This is a genomic window from Pseudomonas sp. GW823-FHT05G12, assembly GCF_058795575.1.
The window spans coordinates 3,947,425-3,973,388 of sequence record NZ_CM179501.1 but is presented as its reverse complement, the minus strand read 5'-3'; the positions used below and the strand labels follow the sequence as shown (position 1 = coordinate 3,973,388).

Genomic DNA, 25,964 nt, shown 5'->3' with positions numbered 1-25,964 from the left:
AGTTCGCGATTAGACGATTGTCGACAATGTTCATTTTGTCTTTGACTTGCAGGTCTTGTTTCGCTAGTTTCTGGCCAAGAGTTTTAAAAGGTGTCGACAATATGCAGGACCTTTCCACCCCCGGCCCGGTGCTGACAGACGAAACGGAAACCCTCTCCGAAAACGTCTTCCGACGCATCCAGGCGGCCATTGTCAAGGGTGATATCGCCCCCGGCAGCAAGATTTCCGAGCCGGAGTTGGCGCGCACCTATGGCATCAGCCGCGGGCCGCTACGCGAGGCTATCCACCGCCTTGAAGGCCAGCGCCTGCTGGTGCGCGTGCCGCATGTGGGCGCGCGAGTGGTATCGCTCAACCACGCCGAGCTGATCGAGCTGTACGAAATCCGCGAGTCGCTGGAAGGCATGGCCTGTCGCCTGGCCGCCGAACGCATGAGCCAGGCCGACATCGACGAACTGCGTCGGGTGCTCGACACCCATGAGCGCGATGCCGCGTTCCAGGCCGGCCTGGGCTACTACCAGCAGGAAGGCGACTACGACTTCCATTACCGGATTATTCAGGGTAGCGGCAACCAGACCCTGGTCAAGATGCTCTGCGGCGAGCTGTACCAGCTGGTGCGCATGTACCGTATCCAGTTCTCTGCCACGCCTAACCGGCCACGCCAGGCCTTTGCCGAACACCATCGCATTCTTGATGCCATCGCCGACCGTGACGGCGAACTGGCCGAACTCCTGATGCGCCGCCACATCGGCGCGTCCAAGCGCAATATCGAGCGTCACTACCTGGACGCCCACAACAACAGCACACGAGGTGAGAAATGACAGTCAAGAGCACCCCCGGTCAGCGTTTCCGTGACGCCGTTGCCGCTGAGCATCCGCTGCAGGTGGTTGGCGCCATCAACGCCAACCATGCCCTGCTGGCCAAGCGCGCCGGCTTCAAGGCCATCTACCTGTCAGGTGGCGGCGTGGCTGCCGGCTCCCTGGGCCTGCCAGACCTGGGCATCACTGGCCTGGACGACGTGCTCACCGACGTGCGTCGCATCACCGACGTGTGCGACCTGCCGCTGCTGGTGGATGTCGACACCGGCTTCGGCGCTTCGGCTTTCAACGTTGCCCGTACCGTGCGCTCGATGAGCAAGTTCGGCGCTGCCGCCATCCATATCGAGGACCAGGTTGGCGCCAAGCGTTGTGGCCACCGTCCCAACAAGGAAATTGTCAGCCAGCAGGAAATGGTCGACCGTATCAAAGCTGCCGTCGACGCCCGCAGCGATGACAGCTTCGTGATCATGGCGCGTACCGATGCGCTGGCCGTCGAAGGCCTGAACGCCGCCCTGGACCGTGCCGAAGCGTGTGTCGAAGCTGGCGCCGACATGATTTTCCCGGAAGCCATCACCGAACTGCAGATGTACAAGACTTTCGCTGATCGGGTGAAGGCACCGATCCTGGCCAACATCACCGAGTTCGGTGCCACGCCGCTGTACACAACCGAAGAGTTGGCCTCGGTCGACGTGTCGTTGGTGCTGTACCCGCTGTCGGCGTTCCGCGCCATGAACAAAGCAGCCGAGAACGTGTATACCGCGCTGCGCCGTGACGGCACGCAAAAGAACGTGATCGACACCATGCAGACTCGCATGGAGCTTTACGATGCCATTGGTTATCACGCCTTCGAGCAGAGCCTCGATGCACTGTTTGCCCAGAAGAAGGGCTAAGCGCTAGCGCCCGAATTAGCCAGAAAGCATCCATAACAAATTCAAGAAAGGAGAAACACCATGGCCGAAGCAAAAGTACTCAGTGGCGCAGGCCTGCGTGGCCAGGTGGCCGGCCAGACTGCACTGTCGACCGTGGGCCAGGCCGGTGCCGGGCTGACCTACCGTGGTTATGATGTGCGTGACCTGGCCGCCGGTGCCGAGTTCGAAGAAGTCGCCTACCTGCTGCTGTACGGCGAGCTGCCAACCCAGGCCGAACTGGCCGACTACAAGCGCAAGCTCAAGGGCCTGCGTGACCTGCCGCAAGCCTTGAAGGAAGTGCTTGAGCGCATCCCGCGCGATGCCCACCCGATGGACGTCATGCGCACCGGTTGCTCGGTACTGGGCACCCTCGAACCAGAACTGACCTTCGAAGCCCAGCGCGACAAGACCGACCGCCTGCTGGCGCTGTTCCCGGCCGTGATGTGCTACTGGTACCGCTTCACCCACCATGGCGTACGCATCGACTGCACCACTGATGAAGACACCTTGGGTGGCCACTTCCTGCACCTGCTGCACGGCAAGAAGCCGAGCGAGCTGCACGTCAAGGTCATGAACGTGTCGCTGATTCTCTACGCTGAACACGAATTCAACGCCTCGACCTTCACTGCCCGCGTCTGTGCCTCGACCCTGTCTGACTTGTACTCCTGCGTTACCGCAGCCATCGGCTCGCTGCGTGGCCCGCTGCACGGCGGTGCCAACGAGGCTGCGATGGAGCTGATCGAACGCTTCCAGAGCCCGCAGGAAGCCACCGCCGAGCTGCTGCGCATGCTCGAGCGCAAAGACAAGATCATGGGCTTTGGCCATGCCATCTACAAAGAGTCCGACCCGCGCAACGAGGTGATCAAAGGCTGGTCGAAGCAGCTGGCTGACGAAGTGGGTGACAAGGTGCTGTACCCGGTGTCCGAAGCCATCGACAAGACCATGTGGGAGCAGAAGCGCCTGTTCCCCAACGCCGACTTCTACCATGCCTCGGCGTACCACTTCATGGGCATTCCGACCAAGCTGTTCACCCCGATCTTCGTCTGCTCGCGGCTGACCGGCTGGGCGGCGCACGTCTTCGAGCAGCGCGCCAACAACCGCATCATCCGCCCGAGCGCCGAGTATGTCGGCGTCGAACAGCGCCAGTTCGTGCCGATCGAGCAGCGCTGAATAGCTATAGAGAGGCAACCCGTTTCCCTTGAGGGAGCGGGCGTGCCCGCGAATGCACCCGGCCTTGCAACCACTGTGCACCTGCTGACGCATTCGCGGGCACGCCCGCTCCCACAGGTACGGTGAAACCTTCCGAATCCTGTGACCGAGCCTGATTCCATGATGAACACTGCATACCGCAAGCAACTGCCAGGCACCGACCTGGACTACTTCGATGCCCGCGCGGCGGTCGAGGCGATCAAGCCCGGCGCCTACGACGGCTTGCCTTACACGTCCCGCGTGCTCGCCGAGAACCTGGTGCGCCGCTGCGACCCTGCTACGCTCGACGCCTCGCTGAGCCAGCTGATCGAACGCAAGCGCGACCTCGACTTCCCGTGGTTCCCGGCCCGCGTGGTGTGCCATGACATCCTTGGCCAGACTGCGCTGGTCGACCTTGCCGGCCTGCGTGACGCCATTGCCGACAAAGGCGGCGACCCGGCCCAGGTCAACCCGGTGGTGCCGGTGCAATTGATCGTCGACCACTCGCTGGCCGTCGAGTGTGGTGGTTTCGACCCGCAGGCCTTCGAAAAGAACCGCGCCATCGAAGATCGCCGCAACGAAGACCGCTTCCACTTCATCAACTGGACCAAGAAGGCGTTCAAGAACGTCGACGTGATCCAGCCGGGCAACGGCATCATGCACCAGATCAACCTGGAGAAGATGTCACCGGTGGTCCACAGCGACCGCGGCGTCGCCTACCCGGACACCTGCGTCGGCACCGACAGCCACACGCCGCACGTTGATGCACTGGGTGTGATCGCCATCGGCGTAGGCGGCCTGGAAGCCGAAAACGTGATGCTCGGCCGCGCCTCCTGGATGCGCCTGCCGGAAATCGTCGGCGTCGAGCTGACTGGCAAGCTGGCCCCGAACATCACTGCCACCGACCTGGTCCTGGCCCTGACCGAGTTCCTGCGCAAGCAGAAAGTGGTCGGCGCTTACCTGGAGTTCCATGGCGAGGGTGCCCGCGCCCTGACCTTGGGCGACCGCGCCACCATTTCCAACATGGCCCCGGAATACGGCGCCACGGCGGCGATGTTCGCCATCGACCAGCAGACCATCGACTACCTGCGCCTGACCGGCCGTGAAGAGCAGCAGGTCAAGCTTGTGGAAACCTACGCCAAGGCCACCGGCCTGTGGGCTGACAGCCTGGGCGGCGCCGTCTACGAGCGCACCCTGAGCTTCGACCTGTCGAGCGTGGTGCGCAACATGGCCGGCCCGTCCAACCCGCATGCCCGCGTCGCCACCAGCGACCTGGCAGCCAAAGGCATCGCCGGCAGCTGGGAAGAAGTGCCGGGGCAGATGCCGGACGGCGCGGTGATCATCGCTGCCATCACCAGTTGCACCAACACCAGCAACCCGCGCAACGTGATTGCCGCAGGCCTGATTGCGCGCAATGCCAACAAGCTGGGCCTGACCCGCAAGCCGTGGGTCAAGTCGTCGCTGGCTCCCGGCTCCAAGGCCGTGCAGCTGTACCTGGAGGAAGCAGGGCTGGAGAAGGAGCTGGAGCAACTTGGCTTTGGCATCGTCGCCTTCGCCTGCACCACCTGCAACGGTATGTCCGGCGCCCTGGACCCGGTGATCCAGCAAGAAATCATCGACCGCGACCTGTACGCCACTGCCGTGTTGTCGGGTAACCGCAACTTCGACGGGCGTATCCACCCGTACGCCAAGCAGGCCTTCCTGGCCTCGCCACCGCTGGTGGTGGCGTATGCCATTGCCGGTACCATTCGTTTCGACATCGAGAAGGATGTGCTGGGGGTGGTCGATGGCAAGGAAATCCGCCTCAAGGACATCTGGCCCAGCGACGAAGAAATCGATGCGGTGGTGCGTGCAGCGGTCAAACCGGAGCAGTTCCGCAAGGTGTACATCCCGATGTTCGCCATCGAGGAAGACCGCGGGCCGAAAGTTGCGCCGCTGTATGATTGGCGCCCGATGAGCACCTACATCCGCCGCCCTCCCTACTGGGAGGGTGCCCTGGCCGGCGAGCGCACGTTGCGTGGCATGCGCCCGCTGGCGGTGCTGCCGGACAACATCACCACCGACCACCTGTCGCCGTCCAACGCCATCATGCTCGACAGCGCCGCCGGTGAATACCTGGCGAAGATGGGCCTGCCGGAAGAAGACTTCAACTCCTACGCTACCCACCGTGGCGACCACCTGACCGCCCAGCGCGCCACCTTCGCCAACCCCAAGCTGTTCAACGAAATGGTGCGCAATGACGATGGCAGCGTGAAACAGGGCTCGCTGGCGCGTATCGAGCCGGAAGGCAAGGTTACCCGCATGTGGGAGGCGATCGAGACCTACATGCAGCGCAAGCAGCCGCTGATCATTGTCGCCGGTGCCGACTACGGCCAGGGTTCGTCCCGTGACTGGGCGGCCAAGGGCGTGCGTCTGGCCGGTGTCGAGGCGATCGTGGCCGAAGGCTTCGAGCGTATTCACCGCACCAATCTGGTAGGCATGGGCGTGCTGCCGCTGGAGTTCAAGCCGGGCACCGACCGCAAGACCCTGGGCCTGGATGGCAGCGAAACCTATGACGTGCTGGGTGCGCGTACGCCACGGGCGACCCTGACCCTGGTGGTTACCCGTGCCAATGGCGAGCGCCTTGAGGTACCGGTGACCTGCCGTCTGGACACCGCCGAGGAAGTGTCGATCTACGAAGCGGGCGGGGTGCTGCAGCGCTTTGCCCAGGACTTCCTCGAAGCGACCGCCTGAGCATGAATCGGGGGCCGCTTTGCGGCCCTTTCGCGACACAAGGCCGCTCCCACAAAGGGCGGCGCAGTACCTGTGGGAGCGGCCTTGTGTCGCGAAAGGGCTGCAAGGCAGCCCCAGGGTATTTCACCGGACTATCAGGATGCCCAAGAAAATGGCACATGTACCCCAGATCAAAATCCCCGCCACCTACATCCGCGGCGGCACCAGCAAAGGCGTGTTCTTCCGCCTGCAGGACCTGCCCGAGCAGGCGCAAATTCCAGGTCCCGCTCGCGATGCGCTGCTGCTGCGGGTAATCGGCAGCCCCGACCCTTACGGCAAGCAGATCGACGGCATGGGCGGCGCCACGTCGAGCACCAGCAAGACCGTCATCCTGTCGCAAAGCATCAAGCCCGAGCACGATGTCGACTACCTGTTCGGCCAGGTCAGCATCGACAAGGCCTTCGTCGACTGGAGCGGCAACTGCGGCAACCTGTCCGCTGCGGTCGGTTCGTTTGCCATCAGCAGTGGCCTGGTCGACCCGGCGCGTATTCCGCGCAACGGTATCGCCACCGTGCGTATCTGGCAGGCGAATATCGGCAAGACCATCATCGCCCACGTTCCGATCACTGAAGGTGAAGTGCAGGAAACCGGCGACTTTGAGCTGGACGGAGTCACCTTCCCGGCGGCCGAGGTGCAGCTGGAGTTTCTTGACCCTGCAGCCGATGAAGACGGCGGTGGCGGTGCCATGTTCCCCACTGGCAATCTGGTCGATGACCTGGAAGTGCCGGGGGTCGGTACGTTCAAGGCGACCTTGATCAATGCCGGTATCCCGACCATTTTTGTCAATGCTGCCGATATCGGCTACACCGGTACCGAACTGCAGGACGCCATCAACGGCGATCCGCAGGCGCTGCTGCGCTTCGAGACCATTCGCGCCTATGGCGCCGTGCGCATGGGGCTTATCGACAACGTCGACCAGGCTGCCGGGCGTCAGCACACGCCGAAAGTGGCGTTCGTCGCGCCGCCGAGCACCTACACTGCCTCCAGTGGCAAGGCGGTGCAGGCCGGTGAGATCGACCTGCTGGTGCGGGCCTTGTCGATGGGCAAGCTGCACCATGCCATGATGGGTACGGCTGCGGTGGCAATTGGCACTGCGGCGGCCATTCCGGGCACGCTGGTCAACCTCGCCGCTGGCGGAGGCGAGCGCAGCGCTGTGCGTTTCGGTCATCCTTCGGGCACCCTGCGGGTCGGGGCCGAGGCACGCCAGGTGAATGGTGAGTGGACGGTAACCAAGGCAATCATGAGCCGTAGTGCTCGCGTGCTGATGGAGGGCTGGGTTCGCGTGCCTGGCGACAGCTTCTAACGCACCACTGGCGCTCGGCTTTAGTTCGTTGGGGCCGCCAAGCGGCCCTTCGCGGGCTCGCCCGCTCCCACAGGTTGACCACAGCACTCAGAACTTGTGGTTACCCTGTGGGAGCGGGCAAGCCCGCGAAGGGCTGCACAGCAGCCCCGGCAATTCTGAAGGGAGCTGGATATGAGCGCCAACGTAGACCTCAACGACCGCCCGGATTACGACCGGGTGCTACAAACCCTGGCCGATTACGCCCTCGGCTACCGGGTCGAATCCCTCGAGGCCCTGGACACCGCGCGCAACTGCCTGATGGACACCCTCGGTTGCGGCCTTCTCGCCTTGCGCTTCCCTGAGTGCACCAAGCTCCTTGGCCCCCAGGTGGAAGGCACGCTGGTTCCGAATGGTGCTCGCGTCCCCGGTACCTCCTATCGCCTCGACCCGGTCAAGGCCGCCTGGGACATTGGCTGCACGGTGCGCTGGCTGGACTACAACGACACCTGGCTGGCCGCCGAATGGGCTCATCCCTCGGACAACCTTGGCGGCATCCTGGCAGTGGCTGACCACCTGTCACAGAAACGGGTTGCCGCGGGTGAAAAGCCACTGCTGATGCGTGATGTGCTCGAGGCCATGGTCATGGCGCATGAGATCCAGGGCGTGCTGGCGCTGGAAAACGCCTTCAACCGTGTCGGCCTCGATCACGTGATTCTGGTGAAGGTCGCCTCGACCGCCGTGTGCGCCAGGCTGATGGGGGCCAATCGTGAGCAGATGCTCTCGGCCTTGTCCCACGCCTTCGTCGACGGCCAGGCCCTTCGTACCTATCGCCATGCGCCCAACGCCGGTTCGCGCAAGTCCTGGGCTGCGGGTGACGCCTCCAGCCGAGGTGTGCGCCTGGCCGACATCGCCTTGCGTGGGGAAATGGGCGTGCCGGGCGTGCTCACGGCGTCGCAGTGGGGGTTCTACGATGTTTCGTTCAGCCATACCAACAAAGACCTGGCGCTCAAGCCCGCCGGGCAGTACGAGCTGCGCCTGCCCCAGGCGTTGGGCAGCTATGTGATGGAGAACGTGCTGTTCAAGGTCAGTTTCCCTGCCGAGTTCCATGCGCAGACCGCGTGTGAAGCAGCAGTCACCCTGCATCCACTTGTGCGTAATCGTCTGCATGAAGTCGACCGCATCGTCATCACCACCCAGGAATCAGCGATCCGCATCATCTCCAAGAGCGGCCCACTGGCCAATGCCGCCGACCGTGACCACTGCCTGCAGTACATGGTGGCCGTGCCACTGATCTTTGGTCATCTGGTGGCCGAGCATTATGAGGACGCCTTCCATGCCAACCACCCCAGTATCGACCGCCTGCGCGAGAAGATGGAGGTGGTGGAAGACCCGCGCTTCAGTCGCGAGTACCTGGAGCCGGACAAGCGTTCGATCGCCAACGCGCTGCAGGTGTTCTTCAAGGATGGCAGCAGCACCGAGCAGGTGGTGGTGGAGTACCCGATCGGGCATCGTCGGCGGCGCGGGGAGGGGATACCGTTGCTGGAGGCCAAGTTCAGGGCCAACCTGGCGACCCGCTTTGCCCGGCAGCGGTGTCAGCAGGTTTTCGAACTGTGCAAGGACCAGCAGAAGCTGGAAGGCACGGCTGTGCACAGGTTCGTGGACTTGTTTGTGATATGAGGTGGCCTGTGCCGGCCGCTTCGCGGCTAAAGCCGCTCCTACAAGGGCATGCGCAGGTCTCGAACACCGTGGGGGCCCTGTAAGAGCGGCTTTAGCCGCGAAGCGGCCGGCACAGGCCAAAACAACAAAGCCCCGGCATCGCTGCCGGGGCTTTGTTTACAACGTGTAACTCAGCTTACGCCTGGACCACCGGGATCTTGGCGTTGGCTGCCGCTTCGCGGAACTCGGCGATCTGGTCGAAGCTCAGGTAGCGGTAAACGTCGGCAGCCATGCTGTCGATGTCTTTCGCGTACTGCATGTACTCTTCGACGGTCGGCAGTTTGCCGATGATCGAAGCGACAGCGGCCAGCTCGGCCGATGCCAGGTACACGTTGGTCGCGTCGCCCAGACGGTTCGGGAAGTTACGGGTCGAGGTGGAGACCACGGTCGAACCGGTCTGCACACGTGCCTGGTTGCCCATGCACAGCGAGCAGCCTGGCATTTCCATGCGTGCACCGGCCTTGCCGTAGATGCCGTAGTAGCCTTCTTCGGTCAGCTGGTGAGCGTCCATCTTGGTTGGCGGAGCCAGCCACAGACGGGTCGGAATGCCACCCTTGACCTTCTCCAGCAGCTTGCCGGCAGCGCGGAAGTGACCAATGTTGGTCATGCACGAACCGATGAACACTTCGTCGATCTTCTCGCCTTGTACCGAGGACAGCAGGCGGGCATCGTCCGGGTCGTTCGGCGCGCAGAGCACAGGCTCCTTGACGTCGGCCAGGTCGATTTCGATGATTTCGGCGTATTCGGCATCGGCGTCGGCCGACAGCAGCTCAGGCTTGGCCAGCCAGGCTTCCATGGCCTGGGCGCGGCGCTCCAGGGTGCGGGCATCGCCGTAGCCTTCGCCGATCATCCAGCGCAGCAGGGTGATGTTGGACTGCAGGTACTCGGCGATGGCCTTTTCCGGCAGCTTGATGGTGCAACCGGCAGCGGAACGCTCGGCCGAGGCATCGGACAGCTCGAATGCTTGCTCGACGGTCAGGTCGTCCAGGCCTTCGATTTCCAGGATGCGGCCGGAGAAGGCGTTTTTCTTGCCTTTCTTCTCGACGGTCAGCAGGCCCTTCTGGATGGCGTAGTAAGGGATGGCATGAACCAGGTCACGCAGGGTGATGCCTGGCTGCAGTTTGCCCTTGAAGCGCACCAGGATCGATTCTGGCATGTCCAGCGGCATGACGCCGGTGGCGGCAGCGAAGGCCACCAGGCCGGAACCGGCTGGGAACGAGATGCCGATCGGGAAGCGGGTGTGCGAGTCGCCACCGGTACCTACGGTGTCAGGCATCAGCATGCGGTTCAGCCAGCTGTGGATGATGCCGTCGCCCGGGCGCAGCGACACGCCGCCACGGGTGCGGATGAAGTCTGGCAGGGTGTGGTGGGTGGTGACGTCGATCGGCTTCGGATAGGCCGCGGTGTGGCAGAACGACTGCATGACAAGGTCAGCAGAGAAGCCCAGGCATGCCAGGTCTTTCAGTTCGTCGCGCGTCATCGGGCCAGTGGTGTCCTGGGAGCCGACGGTGGTCATTTTTGGCTCGCAGTAGGCGCCTGGGCGCACGCCCTGGCCTTCTGGCAGGCCACAGGCACGGCCGACCATTTTCTGCGCCAGGGTGAAGCCCTTGCCGGAATCGGCAGGCTGCTCTGGTTTCTTGAACAGGTCGGAAGCACCCAGGCCCAGCTCGGCACGGGCTTTTTCGGTCAGGCCACGGCCGACGATCAGCGGGATACGGCCGCCAGCGCGGACTTCATCCAGCAGCACTTCGGTTTTCAGCTCGAAGGTGGTGACCAGTTCGTCGCTGTCGTGACGGCGTACTTCACCTTTGTATGGGTAAACGTCGATGACGTCGCCCATGCCCAGGTTGGTGCAGTCGAATTCGATCGGCAGGGCGCCGGCGTCTTCCATGGTGTTGTAGAAGATCGGGGCGATCTTGGTGCCGAAGCAGAAGCCACCGGCGCGCTTGTTCGGCACGTAAGGGATGTCGTCGCCGAAGAACCACAGTACCGAGTTGGTAGCGGATTTACGCGAGGAGCCGGTACCGACAACGTCGCCGACATAGGCCACCGGGAAGCCCTTGGCCTTGACGGCTTCGATCTGGGCCAGCGGGCCGACCGAACCAGGCTGCTGCGGCTCGATGCCGTCGCGGGCCATTTTCAGCATGGCCAGGGCGTGCAGCGGAATGTCAGGGCGCGACCAGGCGTCCGGGGCAGGCGACAGGTCGTCGGTGTTGGTTTCGCCAGGCACCTTGAACACGGTCAGGGTGTACTTGTCGGCGATGGCCGGGCGCGAGGTGAACCACTCGCCGGCAGCCCAGGATTCCAGGACGGCCTTGGCGTGCGTGTTGCCGGCCTTGGCTTTTTCGGCCACGTCGTGGAAGGCATCGAACATCAGCAGGGTGTGCTTGAGCTGTTCGGCCGCGACGGCGCCCAGTTCGGCGTCATCCAGCAGTGCGACCAGCGTTTCGATGTTGTAGCCGCCCTGCATGGTGCCCAGCAGTTCGGTGGCGTGCTTGCGGTCGATCAGTGGCGACTTGGCTTCGCCCTTGGCGACGGCGGAGAGGAAAGCGGCCTTGACGTAGGCAGCTTCGTCGACCCCTGGCGGTACGCGGTTGGTGATCAGGTCTACGAGGAAGGCTTCTTCGCCGGCCGGCGGGTTTTTCAGCAGCTCGACCAGGCCTGCAGTTTGTTCGGCGTTCAGCGGCTGGGGAACGATACCCAGGGCGGCGCGCTCTTCGATGTGTTTGCGGTAGGCTTCAAGCACAGTTATTTCCCTCATCAGTGGTCCCTAAAGGGGGTCCGGGACGCTTATCCAGCATTCAATGCACCCATGCGCTGCCGCGGCTTTGTGGGCCGCCCAACCAGGGTCGCAAGGAATCCTTACAGAAGCTGCTTTCAAAGTTTTACGCCTGCAGAACGGGGACTGATGAGGGCTGGCGCGGGCATGCGAGGGATGCATGGCCCGGGCCAACGCCGTTCTACCGGATCAACTGTGCTCGTGACGCTTTGAAAACAGCTTCCAACGGACATTGTTGCCTTTGAAAAGGCCGGGTGATTCTACGGTAAAAAAAGCCTGAAGGTAAGGCGGTGTTCATGACTTTAACGAGTGACCCTGGTTAGACAAAGGGCTAACATGGGCCTGTGTTCCATCGCCAAGCTGTTGTTTTTCATGTCCAACAAGTCCATCAAAACCCCTTGCGTCGGCCTGTGCTCCACGGTGTACGGAGACACGGTGTGCCGTGGCTGCAAGCGTTTTCACCACGAAGTGATCAACTGGAACGGCTACGACGACACGCAGAAGCGCGCCGTGTGGTTGCGCCTTGAGCAGCTGCTGGTGCAGGTGATGATGGCCAAGCTTGAGGTGTTCGACAAAGGCCTGCTGCGCCAGCAACTGGAGCAGCGCTCCATCCGCTTTGTCGAGCAGCAGTCGGCGTATTGCTGGGCTTACCAGCTGATTGCCCGCGGGGCGCGGATGATCCGTGACCTGGAGGCCTATGGCATGGTGTTGCTGCCGGAGTTCCGTGACTGGGAACTGCCCCAATTGCGCGATGCGATCGATCGCGAGTTCTTCCTGCTTTCAGAGGCGCACTACCAGCGCTACATCGCCCCCAGCTTCCTGCGCGATGCCATGGGCAGCGCGCAGGGCCAGTGAGCCGGGCGAATCAGTCGCCGGTGTATTCGCAACCGCTGGTGCAGGTTTCGTGGATGCGAACCTTGGACAGCTCCGGCATCAGCGGCTTGACCTGGTCCCAGATCCACTTGGCGATCACTTCGCTGGTGGGGTTTTCCAGCCCGGGGATGTCGTTCAGGTAGTTGTGGTCCAGCTGATCATAGATCGGCTTGAAGATCGCCTTGACCTCGGCGAAGTCGCGGATCCAGCCCGTGTGCGGGTCGAGCGGGCCGGTCAGGTGCAGTCCGACCTTGAACGAGTGGCCATGCAAACGGCCGCATTTGTGCCCTTCAGGGACGTGGGGCAGGCGGTGGGCCGATTCGAATGTGAATTCCTTGAAAATTTCCACGCTGTCATAACTCTGTGTGAATCAATAATGCGCGCAGTCTACCAGCATGGCCGCTACAAGGCTTGCAGGCGTTCATGCAGCCGCCCGGTGGCGGTCAGTTCCAGCAGTTCATCCCCCAGGCGCTGGCTTTCGGCAATGGCCTTGTACCAATAGCGCTTGCGCCCTGGCGCATCGCCCATGAAGCGCTTGAAGTCGTTGCGGTCGGGCAGCTTGCCGTAGGGCAGGGCGGCCAGGTATTGCGGCGAAGGCGTCATCAGCAGCACGTTTTGCAGGCGGGTGGCATCGCCCTTGCGCCAGGGCAGGGCCTTGTCGAACCAGCCGGGTACCACCTTGTCGGTGAAGTGCGGGTACAGCACCAGGTCGTCGCCGCGATAGGGCAGGTCGAGGTGATAGTCGAGCAGGCCGCCGTCGCGGTAGGTGCCGGCGCCGGCGCCGGGGATGTCTTTCACGCCCTGCATGACCATCGGTATCGACCCGGAAGCGAGCAGGGCGTGGCGCAGGTTGGTCAAGTCCAGCGGCAGGTAGCGTGAGGGGAAGTCGGTCAGCGTGTCGAGCGGAGGCGCGGCGCGCCCATCGTGCAGAATGATGCGCTCGAAGTGACGGGCCAGGCGCGAACGGCCCAAAAGGTTACTGGCAACCACCGAGCCCAGGCCCAGCCCCAGGCGGCCGCGATGGTCGTGAGCGAGCTGGCCATGGCTTTTCACCACCAGGATGTTCAGGCGGTAGTGCGGGTTGGCCAGCAGCTGGCCGTCGCGGCCCTCCAGCAGGTCATCGAGCATGCGTTGGCAACTGCGGCTGATTTCGGCCGGGGTGACGCCCTTGGCGAAATCCTGCTCGGTGTATAGCTCGCCCAGGCGACGGATGCCGGCGACCGGGTCGTCGAGGCAGGCGCTGGCGAAGCGCCAGGCACCGATCGATGCGCCGATCAGGGCACGCTGACGGGGTGCCGAGGGTAGCCACTCGCCGAACAGCGCCAGGTCCAGGCCCTGGATGCCCAGCGGCTTCGGCCCACCCGCCGCGCCCGGCAATACCCCGACATCGGCCGCCTGCAGGCCGCGCTCGCGGATGTGTCGCAAGGCACGCTGGCCGGCCTTGAAGGTGAGGGCGGGGTATTTGATGTGGATGGCGCTCATGGCGGGTCTCTTGGGCATAGGAGCAGCCTTGTGCTGCGAGGGGGCCATTACAGATAACACACCTGTAGGTGCCTGTATTGGCCCTTTCGCAGCACAAGGCCGCACCTTGCACTGGGCCGAGTCGGGTTGGCGGCGTAACTGCGCTATCATGCCGCCAGCTGTTTTCAGGTTGAATTAAGGACCGCTGGTTAATCTTAACCCCGTAGACAACTTGCACAGTTCTCAGGAGAGAAGAACGATGAAAACCATGACTGCCCTGATCACCGCCGCTGCCCTCGCCCTGGGCGCCAATGCCGCCTTCGCCAAGGACGTTCAGCCTGACGAAGTGGTCAAACTGGTCAACGCCAAGACCATCAAGTCGCTGGACGAGCTCAAGGCCGCTGCCGTGGCCAAGCACCCAGGCGCCACCGTCACTGACTCGGAGCTTGAAGACGAGTACGGCCGCTACATCTACAAGGTCGAACTGCGTGATACGCAGAACGTCGAATGGGACGTCGACATGGATGCCAAGACCGGTGAGGTACTCAAGGACGCACGAGACAACTGATGATCCATGTATCCCGGACGGCACGTTACCTGGCGCTCTCGCTGCTTGCCGTCTGCTCCTTGGCTGTTGCCCGCGACCTGGACCAGGATGAAGCCCTGAAGCTCCGTCAGAAGGGCATCATCCTGCCGCTCGAACAACTGCTCGAGACCGCCCTGGGGCGTCACCCCGGGGCGCGTCTGCTGGAAGCCGAGCTGGAAGAAGACGATGATCGCTACGAATATGAAGTCGAGTTGCTGACGACTGAAGGTGTGGTACGCGAGATCAAGCTCGATGCCAGCACCGGCGCCCTGCTCAAAGACGAGGAAGATGACTGAATGCGCCTGTTGCTTGTCGAGGACAACGTACCGTTGGCCGATGAACTGACCGCCGGCCTGCAGCGCCAGGGCTATGCCGTGGACTGGCTGGCTGATGGCCGTGACGCGGTTTACCAGGGGCAAAGCGAGCCTTACGACCTGATCATCCTGGACCTCGGCCTGCCTGGCTTGCCCGGCCTGGACGTGCTGGCCCAGTGGCGTGCCGCTGGCCTGGCCACACCGGTATTGATCCTCACCGCCCGCGGCTCCTGGGCCGAGCGCATCGAAGGGCTGAAGGCCGGGGCTGACGATTACCTGAGCAAACCCTTCCACCCCGAAGAGCTGCAACTGCGCATCCAGGCGTTGCTGCGCCGCGCCCGGGGCCTGGCCAATCAGCCGAAGCTGGAAGCGGCCGGCCTGCACCTTGACGAAAGCCGTCAGTGCGTGAGCCGCGACGGGGTGGATGTGCAACTGACCGCCGCCGAGTTCCGCCTGCTGCGCTACTTCATGCTGCACCCGCAGCAGATCCTGTCCAAAAGCCACCTGGCCGAGCACCTCTACGACGGTGAAACCGAGCGCGACTCGAACGTGCTGGAGGTCCACGTCAACCATTTGCGCCGCAAGCTGGGCCGCAGTGTGATCGAAACCCGTCGCGGGCAAGGCTACATCTATGCCGGGAGCGGCGAGTGAAGTCGATCCAGGCGCGCCTGAGCCTGGGCCTGGTGGCGGTACTGGTGGTGGTCGGCGTGGTGCTGGCGCAACTGACCTTGTGGCTGTTCGAGGCCGGCCTGCAACGTTATCTGGAAAACGGCCTGCGCAACGAAAGCGAGAACCTTCTGGTGGCATTGGTGCGCGGGCCTTCGGGCCTGCAGCTGGATGAGCGGCGCATCTCGGCTGCCTATCAGCGGCCGTTTTCCGGTTACTACTTCCGCATCGATTTCGACCAGGGTACCTGGAGGTCTCGTTCGCTGTGGGACCTGGACATGCCCAAGCCCGCAGCGCCCGGGCTTTCCGATAGCCATGAACTCGGCCCCGAAGGCCAGCAGCTGCTGGCCCTGCGTGCCGACTACCGGCGCCTGGGCCAGGACATTTCGATCAGTGTGGCTCAGGACTATTCACCGGTGCGCGAAGGTTTCCGACGCTTGCAGCAGATCGGCCTGGGCATGGGCCTGGTGGCGCTGATCCTGATTCTGGTGCTGCAGCGCATCACGGTTACCCGCTCGCTGCGGCCGCTGGAGCGGGCGCGCCAGCAGATCGCCCAACTGCAGCAGGGGCAGCGCTCGCAGCTGGATGCCGAGGTGCCCAGCGAGTTGGTACCGCTGGTGGGGCAGATCAACCACTTGCTTAGCCATACCGAAGACAGCCTGCGCCGTTCACGCAATGCCCTCGGTAACCTCGGCCATGCGCTGAAGACGCCGCTGGCGGTGCTGCTGAGCCTGGCTTCCAGTGAACGCCTGCAGGATCTGCCGGAGGTGCGCGCGCAAATGCGCGAGCAGTTGCAGCAGATTCAGGAACGCCTGGCGCGCGAGCTGAACCGTGCGCGCCTGGCAGGTGATGCGCTGCCGGGCGCGCAGTTCGATTGTGATGCCGAACTGCCGGGGTTGCTCGGGACCTTGGGCATGATTCATGGCGAGGGCCTGCTGCTGGCAAGTGATGTGCCGCCCGGGCTGTTGTTGCCATGGGACCGCGAGGACGTTCTGGAACTGTTGGGTAATCTGCTGGACAACGCCTGCAAGTGGGCAGACAGCGAAGTGCGCCTGGGTATCGCGCCGAGCGCCGAGGGCTACCGGCTGTGGGTTGATGACGATGGCCCGGGTATTGCGCAAGACCAGCGGCAGCAGGTGCTGGAGCGTGGTTCGCGGCTGGACGAACAGGTGGCTGGGCATGGGCTGGGGTTGGGCATCGTGCGCGATATCGTTGATGCCTGGGGAGGGCGCCTGGCCTTGCTGGAGAGCCCGCTGGGCGGCCTGCGGGTGAGCATCGACCTGCCGCGCAAGGCTCGTTAATGCCGGGGCCGCTGTGCGGCCCATCGCGACACAAGGCCGCTCCCACAGGTGTACGCAATCCCCTGTGGGGCCTTGTGTCGCGAAAGGGCGCGCAGTGCCCCTTTGGCCCTATCAGTACTGCAAAAAAATTGCAGTACAGCCGCAGTTTTTTGAATTAGCCCAAATTCCCCCCACCCGGCAAAATCCTCCCCACGAAACCCTGCGGTTTCCATCTCTCCACGGACGGAGCCCCTTGTGGTATTGCATGCGCAATACGAGGCCCAGGCCAACTCGGCTGGGCTTTCTTTTTGAACAGAAAAACCAAAGATCCCGATTGCCCAAATGTCTGCCTCGCGTTCCGAAAGTCGTCTGCAGCGGCTGTTGCCGGCCTCCCTCAACATCCCCCCGAAAGAATGGTTGCGTGCCGGTATCGGTGCGCTGCTTGGCCTGTTCCTCGCGGGCTGGCTGACCAGCCTGGCCTATGGCTCCAGCATCGCCCTGCACTTGCTCGGCCCGCTGGCTGCTTCGGCGGTACTGGTGTTTGCGGTGCATTCCGGCCCCTTGGCCCAACCTTGGCCGGTGTTGGGCAGCTACGCCCTGGCGGGTGCAGTGGGGCTGGCCATGCGCGAAGGCTTCGGCCCCGAGCTGTGGGTGGCTGCTGCGGCGCTCGGCATCTCGATCCTGGTCATGTGCCTGTTGCGCTGCCTGCACCCGCCGGGTGGCGGTGTGGCAGTGAGCGCGGTGCTGGCCGACCCGGGGTTGACCGCCCTGGGCGATCACCTGCTGGAGCCGGTGCTGCTCAATGCGCTGATCCTGGTGACAGTGGCAATCGCCTACAACCGTTTGACGGGTGTGCGCTACCCGAAAGGCACGGTGCCACGCAAAGACCTGCACCACACCCATGACCCGCTGCCCGGCGAGCGGGTCGGCATCCGCAGTGAAGACCTGGACCAGGCCCTGGAAGAGCTGGGCGAGTTCGTCGATGTCACCCGTGACGAGCTGGAGCGCATCATCCTCGCCACCGAGCAGCACGCCCTGCAGCGCAGCCTTGGCGGTATCACCGCGGCCTCGGTGATGTCCCGCGATGTGCAGTTCGTCACGCCTGATACCACGCTGGAGCAGGCCTGGAAAATGCTCGCCAGCCATCACCTGAAAACCCTGCCAGTCCTGCAGCACGGCAAGCTTGTAGGCATCGTCAGCCTCAGCGACCTGGTTGGCCCGGCGATGCAGCGTGGGCGTTTCAGCTGGCGCGGTCTGTTCGGCCGCCAGGCGGTGCGCATGGCGCAAGTGATGAGCAGGCGGGTTGTCAGTGTCAGCAGCCAGCACCCGTTGGAACGCCTGCTGCCCTTGTTGTGCGAACAAGGCCTGCACTGCTTGCCGGTGCTTGATGCCGACAAGCTGGTGGGGGTGATCACCCAGACCGACCTGATCGCCGGCCTCAAGCGTCAGTTGCTCAGCAAGACCGAGGCTTCAGATAACCGGGTCCCAGCGTTGTGACCAGTCGCTGGCGCCGGCAGCTACCAGCCGACGCAGGATCGCGAAGGCCTGTTGCAGGGCTTCGCTGTCACGTTTACGCGGGTACACCAGAAAGGTCGGGTAGGTGAACTCCGGTGCCTGCGGTACCCGCTCGAACACGCCGCTGTCCAGATAGGCCTGCACCACCCGCGTGCGGAAGTAGCCACTGCCACCTTGGTCGAGTATGAACTGCAGGGCCAACGGGCCAAGGTTGAAGCTTAGCGCCGGGCGCGCGCAGTCGGGCAGGGCCGCATCATGCTGGCGGCGGAAGGCCTCGCCCCAGTCGATGTAGATGTACGGCTCGGGCCGCTCGACCCGGCGCACGCGAATCAGCTTCTCTTCCATCAACTGCTCCACCTGCAGGCCTGGACCGTAGGTCGGCTGGTAGACCAGCGCGGCGTCCAGCAAGCCCATCTCGACCTTGCGCAGCAGCGACTCTCCATCGCTGACTTCGCTGCGGATGGCATGGCTGGGCAGTTCACGGTGCAGGGCACTTACCCAGTCGAGCATCATCGGGTTGCCCAGGCTCACCTCGCCGCCCACATGCAGCACCTGCTGGCAACCTTCAGGCAACGGCAGGTCGCGGCGCGCGGCTTCCCAGGTTTGCACCAACTGGTTGGCATAACTGACGAACGCTTCGCCATCGCTGGTCAGGCTGGCGCCGCTGCGGCTACGCACGAACAGCTGGCAACCCAGTTGCTGTTCCAGGCGCTGCACGCGCGCGGTGATCGCGGTTTGTGACACGAACAGGCGTTCGGCCGCGGCGACCAGGCTGCCGCAACGCACAATTTCCAGGAAGGTACGGGCCTGCTCGATGTCCATGGGCTGCTCGGTGGTTGAAGGGGAGGCCTATTCTAGAGGCTTTGCACCGTTATGGGGCGTAATTGCGTTGTCTGCAAATTTGCAGGTCGGTTGTGACTTTAGTCCCATGGCGGCGTGGGTATAGCGGTCCATACTCAAGTTTCGCCCTTCAATAACAACAAGTACCGGGTTTCTAACGACATGAGCTACCAGCACAGCTACGCCCATTCCATTTCCGACCCTGCCGCTTTCTGGGCGGAACAGGCCGCACACCTGGCCTGGCACCGCAAGCCTGCCCTGACCCTGCAAGCTAACGCCGACGGTACTCACCGCTGGTTCGCGGATGGCCGCCTGAACAGCTGTTACCTGGCCCTCGATCACCAGATCGAGCAGGGCCGGGGCGAGCAGTTGGCGCTGATCTACGATTCGCCAGTGACCGGCGTGCAGCAGACCTACACCTACAACCAGTTGCGCGACGAGGTGGCACGCCTGGCCGGTTTGCTGCGCCAGCTGGGGGTGAACAAGGGCGATGGCGTGATCATCTACATGCCCATGGTGCCGCAAGCGGCCATGGCGATGCTGGCCTGCGCGCGGATCGGCGCGGTGCATTCGGTCGTGTTCGGTGGCTTTGCCGCCAACGAGTTGGCCCTGCGCATCGATGACGCCCGGCCCACCTTGTTGCTGACGGCATCGTGCGGGCTGGAGTTCGACCGGGTCATTGCATACAAACCGCTGGTTGACCGTGCCCTGCAACTGGCCCGGCACCAGCCGCGCAATGTGCTGGTGCTGCAGCGGCCACAGGCGCACGCTGAACTGCTGCCAGGCCGCGACCTGGACTGGCAGGCGGCCTTGGCCGACGCCGAGCCGGTGGCGCCCGTCGAGCTTGATGCCGGCGACCCGCTGTACATCATGTATACCTCAGGCACCACCGGTAAGCCCAAGGGTATCGTCCGGGAAAACGGCGGCAATGCCGTAGCGCTGTGTTACGCCATGCGCCATATCTATGGGATGCAGGCCGGCGATGTGTGGTGGGGCATTTCCGACGTCGGTTGGGTGGTCGGCCACTCATTGATCGTCTACGGGCCGTTGATGAGCGGCTGTACCACCGTGTTCTACGAAGGCAAGCCAATCCGCACCCCGGATGCTTCGGCCTATTGGCGGGTGGTGGAGCAGTACCAGGTCAACGCGCTGTTCTGTGCACCTACGGCCATGCGCGCCATCCGCAAGGAGGACCCGGAGGGCGACCTGATTCGCAAACATGACCTCAGCTCGCTGCGGCAACTGTTCCTGGCGGGGGAAAAGCTGGATTCCAGCACCCATGAATGGCTGGAGCGGGTGAGTGGCAAGCCGGTGCACGACCACTGGTGGCAGACCGAGACCGGCTGGCCGGTCACCGCGCCTTGCGTCGGGCTGGAGGGCAGTGCGGCGAAGCCAGGGTCGAGCAACCGGGCGGTGCCGGGTTACAACGTTCGCGTACTGGATGACGAAGGCCACTTGCTCGGCGCCAACCATCAGGGTTCGATCGTGATTGCCCTGCCATTGCCACCCGGTTGCAGTCAGACGCTGTGGGGGGATCACGAGCGCTACCTGCAGGCCTATCTGCGCACGTATCCGGGGTACTACCACACGGGTGACGGCGGCTATCTGGACGATGATGGCTTCGTCTACATCATGGGGCGCACCGATGATGTGATCAACGTTTCCGGTCATCGGTTGTCCACCGGCGAAATGGAAGACCTGGTCGCCCGGCACCCGGCGGTAGCGGAGTGTGCTGTGATCGGCGTGCATGACGAAATCAAGGGCCAGGTACCGCTGGCGCTGGTGGTACTCAAGGATGGAGAGGGCATTGCCGAGGCGCAGTTGCTGGTGGAGCTGGTGGGCAGCGTGCGCGAGGAAATTGGCCCGCTGGCCTGTTTCAATCGGGTACGGCTGGTGAAGCGCCTGCCCAAGACCCGTTCCGGCAAGATTCTGCGGGCGGTGCTGCGCAAGATTGCCGATGGGCAGGATTATGTGCCGCCTTCGACCCTGGATGACCCTGCAGTGCTGGGAGAGATCGAAGCGGTGCTGGCGGATTTGCCCAGGGCGGGTTGATGGTTTGACCACGATGGCCCTTTCGCGGGCGGGACGCGCAACGGTGGTTCGGCAGAGGCCGTGGACACACATTGGTGATTGGGCGCAGTCCAGGTCGTCGTAGGAGCGGGTTCACCCGCGAAAGGGCCGTTTCAGGCATTGCAGGCTCAGGGGGCAATCTGGTGCAGTTGCCCCAACCGGCTGCGGGTACGCATCAGGTCGGCCAGCGGGCCGCCCAGGCTCTCTTCCAGCGGACGTTTACCTATGACAATCACCCGCCGATCCTGGTCATACAGCACATCCACCAGGTTGACGAAGCGCTGCTGAGCCGCCAGCGAACACGCCGAGAGGTCATCCAGCCCATCGATCACCCACTCGTCATACTCCCTGGCCAGCACCAGGTAGTCGATGACCGCGGTGGCCTTCTCGCACAGATCGTCAAAGCCAAGCACCACCCGCCGGCCATCGATGGCCAGCGCCCGCAGCGGGCGCTTGTTCACGTCCAGTATCACCGGTTGTTCGCTCGGCACATTCAGCGCCTGGCGCTGCGCCGCATCACCCGGCCAGACATAATGGCCCTGGGTAAAACGCTGATGCTCGCGGTTGGCCGGCAAGCTGCGAAAATCCGTGTCGCCACCGACTTCGAGCACGTGCATCGAGCTGTTGATCAGGCGAATGACCGGCAGAAAACGCTCGTGATACAGCGGGTTGGGCAACAGCCCTTCGGGCGCGTAGTTAGAGGTCACCAGCAGGTACACGCCACGGGCGAACAAGGCGTTGAACAGCCGGGTGAGCAGCATGGCATCGCCTATGTCATGCACGTGGAATTCGTCGAAGCACAGCACCCGGCAACCACCCACCAGCTCGTCCAGCGTTGCGCCCAGCGCGTCGTCCAGCGCCCGGTGGCGGTGCATGCCCTGGTGCAGGCGTGCAAAGAAATCATGAAAATGCAGGCGCAGCTTGGCGGCTATCGGCACGGCCTGGAAAAAGCCATCGAGCAGCCAGCTTTTACCCCGGCCGACCGAGCCGTACAGGTACAGACTGCGCGGTTGACCTTGTTCAAGCTGCGTCAGTTGTTCGGCCATGCAGTTGATTACCCGCCGCTGACCGTCACTCAGCTGATAACCGCGGCTGTGCGCCTTGTCCTCGAACCAGCCGAGCAGCTCGCTCTGTTGATTGGCGGTGCCGCGCAAGCGTTGGCCAAGCTGGCGCAGCGGGGTAGGGATCCAGGCAGACAAAAGCAACGCTCCTTGGGCGATGGCGGGGCAGCCTGCAGCTTGCCCGAGAGCGGCCATTTTGACTAATAGAGAAAGTGCCGGGCAATCATCACTTCTTGCGATAGGTCTGGCCGCCTCTTGTGCCTCTACGGGCTATGCCTTTCGCTCCAGCTGGCGTTCGATCATGTACTTCACCGCCAGGCGACGCTCCTTGAGGTGGCGCAGGTCTTCATCGACGAAGTTACCGGCCGATATCGATTCGGCAGCCAGCACCTGGTTGTCGATGTCCACGTACTCGTCCAGCAGGCGATCCAGCGCCTTGTCCTGCTGGCGGCGCTGCTGGACGATTTCGCGCGGGTAGTGCAGGTCCTGGTAGAGGTCGTGAGAGACAGGCATGGGGTCCTCCTTGGTCAATGCAATGGGCTTATCTGATTGGAAGTGCGGAATGCGATTGTGTTGAAGCGAGGCGGGCGGAAACCGACGGACGGTCGCTGCACCAGCAGCGAAATGACTAACTCGCTGTTTTTTGGCAATTTTTTTTATCAGGGGGGTTCACAGACCGAAAGTTTGTTGTTAAAGTGCCGCGCATTCCAAGACAACAACCCAGTTGTCACTCAGTTGGAATTGTCAGAGCAGCAAATGCTGCATCCGATACAGGGGCGTCGCCAAGCGGTAAGGCAGCAGGTTTTGATCCTGCCATGCGTTGGTTCGAATCCAGCCGCCCCTGCCATTTTTCAAGATTCAAACGTATTCAACCCGGTGCCAGGAAAGATGAGCACTGGGTTTTCGCGTTTTTGTGATTTTGCGCGCCTCCGCGCCTCCTGAGCGCGGGTCGTGCCGTACCGGGTTACCCGGAAATCCCCAGCATTTCGTTCAGCGCCCTGGCCAGTTCATCAGCCTGCACCGGCTTCTGGATCACCAGGCTGCCCGGCAGTTCCAGCCCCTGCAACTCCGCATAACCGGTAAGAAACACCACCGGCAGGCGGGGGTACCGTTCGCGGGCAGCCAGCGCCAGTTGTGCACCATTGAACTCGGGCATGGCGAAATCAGTCAGCAGCAGGTCAATGTCGTCATCCAGCAAGGCCAATGCCTGCTCGCCGCTGTGCGCCTGGCGCACCTGGTAGCCGTATTGGCGTAACACATCGCCTAGCATGTCGCGCACCAGATGGTCGTCGTCCACCAGCAGCACTGTGCGGTTATGGCCGCTTTCGCTGATCGACTGACTGAGCACTGCTGGCACGGGTTCGTTCACCATCTCCTCTTTTACCGCCGGCAGGTATACCGCCACTTCGGTACCGCGACCGAGTGTGGTGTCGATGCGCACACCGCCACCGGACTGCTTGGCGAAGCCGAACACCTGGGCCAGGCCCAGGCCCGAACCTTTGCCGATGTCCTTGGTGGTAAAGAAAGGCTCGAATACCTTGGCCAGCACCTCTTCGCTCATGCCGCAACCCGTATCGCGGATGCTCAGCATCACGTACTCGCCCGGGTCCGGGTCTTCCGGGCGTTGCGGGCGCTGGTCGATATGGGTGTTACGCGTTGTCAGGGTCAGCTGACCGCCGTCGGGCATGGCATCGCGGGCATTGATCGCCAGGTTGAGGATGATCATCTCGGTCTGGGTGGGGTCGGTCAGTGCCTGCCACAGGGCCAGGTCAAGGTCCAGACGCACCGAGACGTTGCCACCCAGCGTGCGGCGCAGCAGCTCTTCCAGGCCGGCCAGGGTACGGTTGAGGTTCAGCGGCACCGGCTCCAGACGCTGGCGGCGGGAGAAGGCCAGCAACTGCGAGGTCAGCTTGGCACCACGCTCGCCCGCTTCGCGGATATGGGTGAGGCGAGTGCGGGCCTTGTCCAGGTCGGCCTTGGCCAGATCGCGCTCCAGAAAGCTGGCACCTGTGAGTATCACCGTCAGCAGGTTATTGAAGTCATGCGCCACGCCAGCCGTCAGTTGCCCAACCGCTTCCAGCCGCTGCATCTGCTGCAGAGCGGCCTCGATGCGCTCGCGCTCGTTGATCTGTTCGCGCAGCCGGGCGTTGGCATCTGCCAGGCCCAGGGCGGCTTCGCGCTCGCTGGTGATGTCGCGTGCCACCACGTACAGCAGGGTGTCCTCCGGCACCACCACCCACGACAGCCAGCGCTGTTGGCCGCCGGCATGCAGGATGCGGCCGACAAAGCGTGCGCTGGTGCGGCCGTGGGCGAGGGCGGCCAATTCGGTGAGTAACTGTTCCTGGTCGTGCTCAGGCAGCAGGTGCAGCAAGGAGGACTGGCTCAGGCGTTCGCGTGAGAAGCCCAGGCTGGCTTCCCAGGCGGGGTTCAGGGCGACCGGGGTCAGGTCTTTGTTCAGCACGGCCAGCAAATCCTGCGACAGCTCCCAGGCACGATCGCGTTCGCGGGTACGGCGTTCGACCCGCTCGCCAAGCATCTCGTTCAGCTGACGCAGCGCCTGGGTGGCCTGGCGTTGCGCGTGGATGTCCTGCAGTACGCCGGAGAAGCGAACGCACTGATCATCGACGAACTGGCTTTGGCCGCTGCTCAGCAACCAGCGAGGCTCCAGGCCATTGGGTTGCGCGATCCGAAACTCCACGCGGTAATGACCGTCACTTTCCGGGCGCATGGCATGTTCCACCGCCTCGCGCACCAGTGGCAGGTCGTCGGGGTAGATGCCGGCGTAGAACACTTCAAGGCTCATTTCGGTGCTGGTGGGCAGGCCGAACAAGGTCTTGCAGCGGTCATCCCACAGCAACAGGCCCTCTTGCGGGCGCAGGTCCCAAGTGCCCATGCCGGCGGCGTCGATGGCAATGCGAGCACGTGCTTCGACGTCCGCCAGGGCCTCTTCGGCGCGGCGACGGCGCTGGCGTTCCTGTACTTCGCTCAGGGCGCGGCGCACGGCTTTGGGCAGCAGTGGCAGGTTCTTCTTCAGCACATAGTCGGTCGCGCCCAGGCGGATCATTTCCACCGCGTGCTCTTCGCCATAAATGCCGGACAGGAATATGAACGGGATGTCGGGTGCCAGGCGTTGGGCGATGGCCAGCACTTCTGTGCCGGACGAGCCTGGTAGCACGCAGTCACACAGGATCAGGTCGTAGCGGGCCTGGCGCAGGGCATGTTCGACACCCGCATGGTCGAATACCAGCTGCGACTGCACATGCAGCCCGCTGCGCTCCAGGCGCATCAGGGTAAGCTCGGCGTCCATCGAGCTGTCTTCGACCATCAGTAGTTTCAACGGCGTTTGCTGCATCGTCGCGGCGGCCTCAGTTGCTACCGCGACGGTTCAGTCGCAGTGAGCCGGGTGGCGGTTCGTTTAGCACTGCCCAGAATACCCCGAGGTCGGAGATGGCGGTGACGAATTCCTTGAACTCCACGGGTTTGACCACATAAGCGTTTACCCCCAGCTCGTAGGCACGCAACAGGTCGGGCTCTTCGCGCGAAGAGGTCAGCATCACGGTGGGGATGCTGCGCAGCTCGGCAGTGGCGCGCACTTCCTTGAGCACTTCCAGGCCGTCGACCTTGGGCAGTTTCAGGTCGAGTAACAGCACGGCAGGGTTGCCGTCATCGCGCTTGGCATAGGCGTTGCGGCGCAGCAAGTAGTCGAGGGCATCGGCGCCGTCACGCAGCACGATGACCTCGTTGGCCAACTGGCTGCGCTCCAGGGCCAGCAGGGTCAGCTCCAGGTCTCGGGGGTTGTCTTCGACCAGCAGAATGGGCTTGAGCATGATGGTAGCGA

General features: G+C 63.3%; 21 protein-coding genes and 1 tRNA gene. 14 read left to right on the top strand and 8 right to left on the bottom strand.

All coding sequences use genetic code 11. The features are described from left to right. Positions 1-101: 101 nt before the first annotated feature. From AC3RCM_RS18145 to prpD, 6 genes are all read left to right on the top strand, one after another. Positions 102-818 carry a GntR family transcriptional regulator gene (locus AC3RCM_RS18145; protein WP_003250308.1) on the top strand — a complete coding sequence of 239 codons (717 nt, stop codon included), beginning with the start codon at positions 102-104 and terminating at the stop codon, positions 816-818. Beyond that, entirely contained in the window at positions 815-1,705 is an 891-nt protein-coding gene (prpB, locus tag AC3RCM_RS18140) for a methylisocitrate lyase (protein WP_012053054.1), read from the top strand. Before AC3RCM_RS18145 ends, prpB begins: the two co-directional genes overlap by 4 nt. Before the next feature lie 60 nt (positions 1,706-1,765). Further along, positions 1,766-2,893, top strand: coding sequence for a bifunctional 2-methylcitrate synthase/citrate synthase (prpC, locus tag AC3RCM_RS18135; protein ID WP_003250313.1), 1,128 nt, complete (start codon positions 1,766-1,768; stop codon positions 2,891-2,893). A 162-nt stretch (positions 2,894-3,055) separates the two neighbouring features. Then, complete coding sequence (gene acnD, locus AC3RCM_RS18130) at positions 3,056-5,644, top strand: Fe/S-dependent 2-methylisocitrate dehydratase AcnD (RefSeq protein ID WP_064493420.1); 2,589 nt, start codon at positions 3,056-3,058, stop codon at positions 5,642-5,644. Positions 5,645-5,795: 151 nt separating this feature from the next. Beyond that, positions 5,796-6,986 (top strand): 2-methylaconitate cis-trans isomerase PrpF, encoded by a 1,191-nt coding sequence (gene prpF, locus AC3RCM_RS18125; RefSeq protein WP_017147771.1) that lies wholly within the window; start codon positions 5,796-5,798, stop codon positions 6,984-6,986. A gap of 171 nt (positions 6,987-7,157) precedes the next feature. Beyond that, positions 7,158-8,642: a 2-methylcitrate dehydratase gene (prpD, locus tag AC3RCM_RS18120; RefSeq protein WP_409307310.1), complete on the top strand. Its 1,485-nt coding sequence runs from the start codon at positions 7,158-7,160 to the stop codon at positions 8,640-8,642. Positions 8,643-8,817: 175 nt separating this feature from the next. Here the strand turns inward: prpD and acnB are convergent, their stop codons facing one another. Then, a complete protein-coding gene (acnB, locus tag AC3RCM_RS18115; RefSeq protein ID WP_064493418.1) occupies positions 8,818-11,427 on the bottom strand; it encodes a bifunctional aconitate hydratase 2/2-methylisocitrate dehydratase in 2,610 nt (869 codons plus the stop codon). 405 nt (positions 11,428-11,832) lie between these two features. On the opposite strand from acnB, the gene AC3RCM_RS18110 reads away from it, so the two are divergent. Further along, complete coding sequence (locus AC3RCM_RS18110; RefSeq protein WP_162490568.1) at positions 11,833-12,315, top strand: DUF1289 domain-containing protein; 483 nt, start codon at positions 11,833-11,835, stop codon at positions 12,313-12,315. Between the two features lie 10 nt (positions 12,316-12,325). Here the strand turns inward: AC3RCM_RS18110 and queD are convergent, their stop codons facing one another. Together queD and AC3RCM_RS18100 are read right to left on the bottom strand one after the other, a co-directional pair. Further along, complete coding sequence (gene queD / locus AC3RCM_RS18105; RefSeq protein ID WP_003250327.1) at positions 12,326-12,682, bottom strand: 6-carboxytetrahydropterin synthase QueD; 357 nt, start codon at positions 12,680-12,682, stop codon at positions 12,326-12,328. A 53-nt stretch (positions 12,683-12,735) separates the two neighbouring features. After that, complete coding sequence (locus AC3RCM_RS18100; RefSeq protein ID WP_004573881.1) at positions 12,736-13,815, bottom strand: patatin-like phospholipase domain-containing protein; 1,080 nt, start codon at positions 13,813-13,815, stop codon at positions 12,736-12,738. 238 nt (positions 13,816-14,053) lie between these two features. Between AC3RCM_RS18100 and AC3RCM_RS18095 the strand changes: the two genes are divergently transcribed. The 5 genes from AC3RCM_RS18095 (at position 14,054) to AC3RCM_RS18075 (ending at position 18,137) form a co-directional block, all read left to right on the top strand. Further along, positions 14,054-14,362: a PepSY domain-containing protein gene (locus AC3RCM_RS18095; RefSeq protein WP_003250340.1), complete on the top strand. Its 309-nt coding sequence runs from the start codon at positions 14,054-14,056 to the stop codon at positions 14,360-14,362. After that, entirely contained in the window at positions 14,362-14,676 is a 315-nt protein-coding gene (locus tag AC3RCM_RS18090) for a PepSY domain-containing protein (RefSeq protein ID WP_003250344.1), read from the top strand. The genes AC3RCM_RS18095 and AC3RCM_RS18090 overlap by 1 nt, the downstream gene beginning before the upstream one ends. Further along, the gene (locus tag AC3RCM_RS18085) at positions 14,677-15,345 is read left to right on the top strand and encodes a response regulator transcription factor (protein WP_010953307.1); all 669 of its coding nucleotides are present in this window, start codon (positions 14,677-14,679) and stop codon (positions 15,343-15,345) included. It begins immediately after the preceding gene. Then, positions 15,342-16,661: an ATP-binding protein gene (locus AC3RCM_RS18080; protein WP_492629048.1), complete on the top strand. Its 1,320-nt coding sequence runs from the start codon at positions 15,342-15,344 to the stop codon at positions 16,659-16,661. The genes AC3RCM_RS18085 and AC3RCM_RS18080 overlap by 4 nt, the downstream gene beginning before the upstream one ends. Positions 16,662-16,982: 321 nt before the next feature. Continuing rightward, on the top strand, positions 16,983-18,137 hold the full coding sequence (locus AC3RCM_RS18075; RefSeq protein ID WP_409322059.1) for an HPP family protein: 1,155 nt from the start codon (positions 16,983-16,985) through the stop codon (positions 18,135-18,137). Here the strand turns inward: AC3RCM_RS18075 and AC3RCM_RS18070 are convergent. Continuing rightward, the gene (locus AC3RCM_RS18070; RefSeq protein ID WP_010953310.1) at positions 18,111-18,977 is read right to left on the bottom strand and encodes a LysR family transcriptional regulator; all 867 of its coding nucleotides are present in this window, start codon (positions 18,975-18,977) and stop codon (positions 18,111-18,113) included. The two genes, AC3RCM_RS18075 and AC3RCM_RS18070, sit on opposite strands and share 27 nt — an antisense overlap. Before the next feature lie 180 nt (positions 18,978-19,157). Here AC3RCM_RS18070 and AC3RCM_RS18065 point away from each other — a divergent pair, with 180 nt between their 5' ends. Further along, positions 19,158-21,047 (top strand): propionyl-CoA synthetase, encoded by a 1,890-nt coding sequence (locus AC3RCM_RS18065; RefSeq protein WP_064493414.1) that lies wholly within the window; start codon positions 19,158-19,160, stop codon positions 21,045-21,047. Between the two features lie 146 nt (positions 21,048-21,193). On the opposite strand, the gene zapE is transcribed toward AC3RCM_RS18065, so the two are convergent. Continuing rightward, complete coding sequence (gene zapE, locus AC3RCM_RS18060; RefSeq protein WP_492629047.1) at positions 21,194-22,264, bottom strand: cell division protein ZapE; 1,071 nt, start codon at positions 22,262-22,264, stop codon at positions 21,194-21,196. A 132-nt stretch (positions 22,265-22,396) separates the two neighbouring features. Continuing rightward, on the bottom strand, positions 22,397-22,639 hold the full coding sequence (locus tag AC3RCM_RS18055) for a hypothetical protein (protein WP_020193386.1): 243 nt from the start codon (positions 22,637-22,639) through the stop codon (positions 22,397-22,399). A gap of 259 nt (positions 22,640-22,898) precedes the next feature. Between AC3RCM_RS18055 and AC3RCM_RS18050 the strand changes: the two genes are divergently transcribed. After that, positions 22,899-22,973, top strand: a tRNA-Gln gene (locus AC3RCM_RS18050). A gap of 117 nt (positions 22,974-23,090) precedes the next feature. Here AC3RCM_RS18050 and AC3RCM_RS18045 read toward each other — a convergent pair. Then, positions 23,091-25,478: a hybrid sensor histidine kinase/response regulator gene (locus tag AC3RCM_RS18045; protein WP_064493412.1), complete on the bottom strand. Its 2,388-nt coding sequence runs from the start codon at positions 25,476-25,478 to the stop codon at positions 23,091-23,093. A 13-nt stretch (positions 25,479-25,491) separates the two neighbouring features. Next, positions 25,492-25,953 carry a response regulator gene (locus AC3RCM_RS18040; protein WP_020191520.1) on the bottom strand — a complete coding sequence of 154 codons (462 nt, stop codon included), beginning with the start codon at positions 25,951-25,953 and terminating at the stop codon, positions 25,492-25,494. Positions 25,954-25,964: the final 11 nt, after the last annotated feature.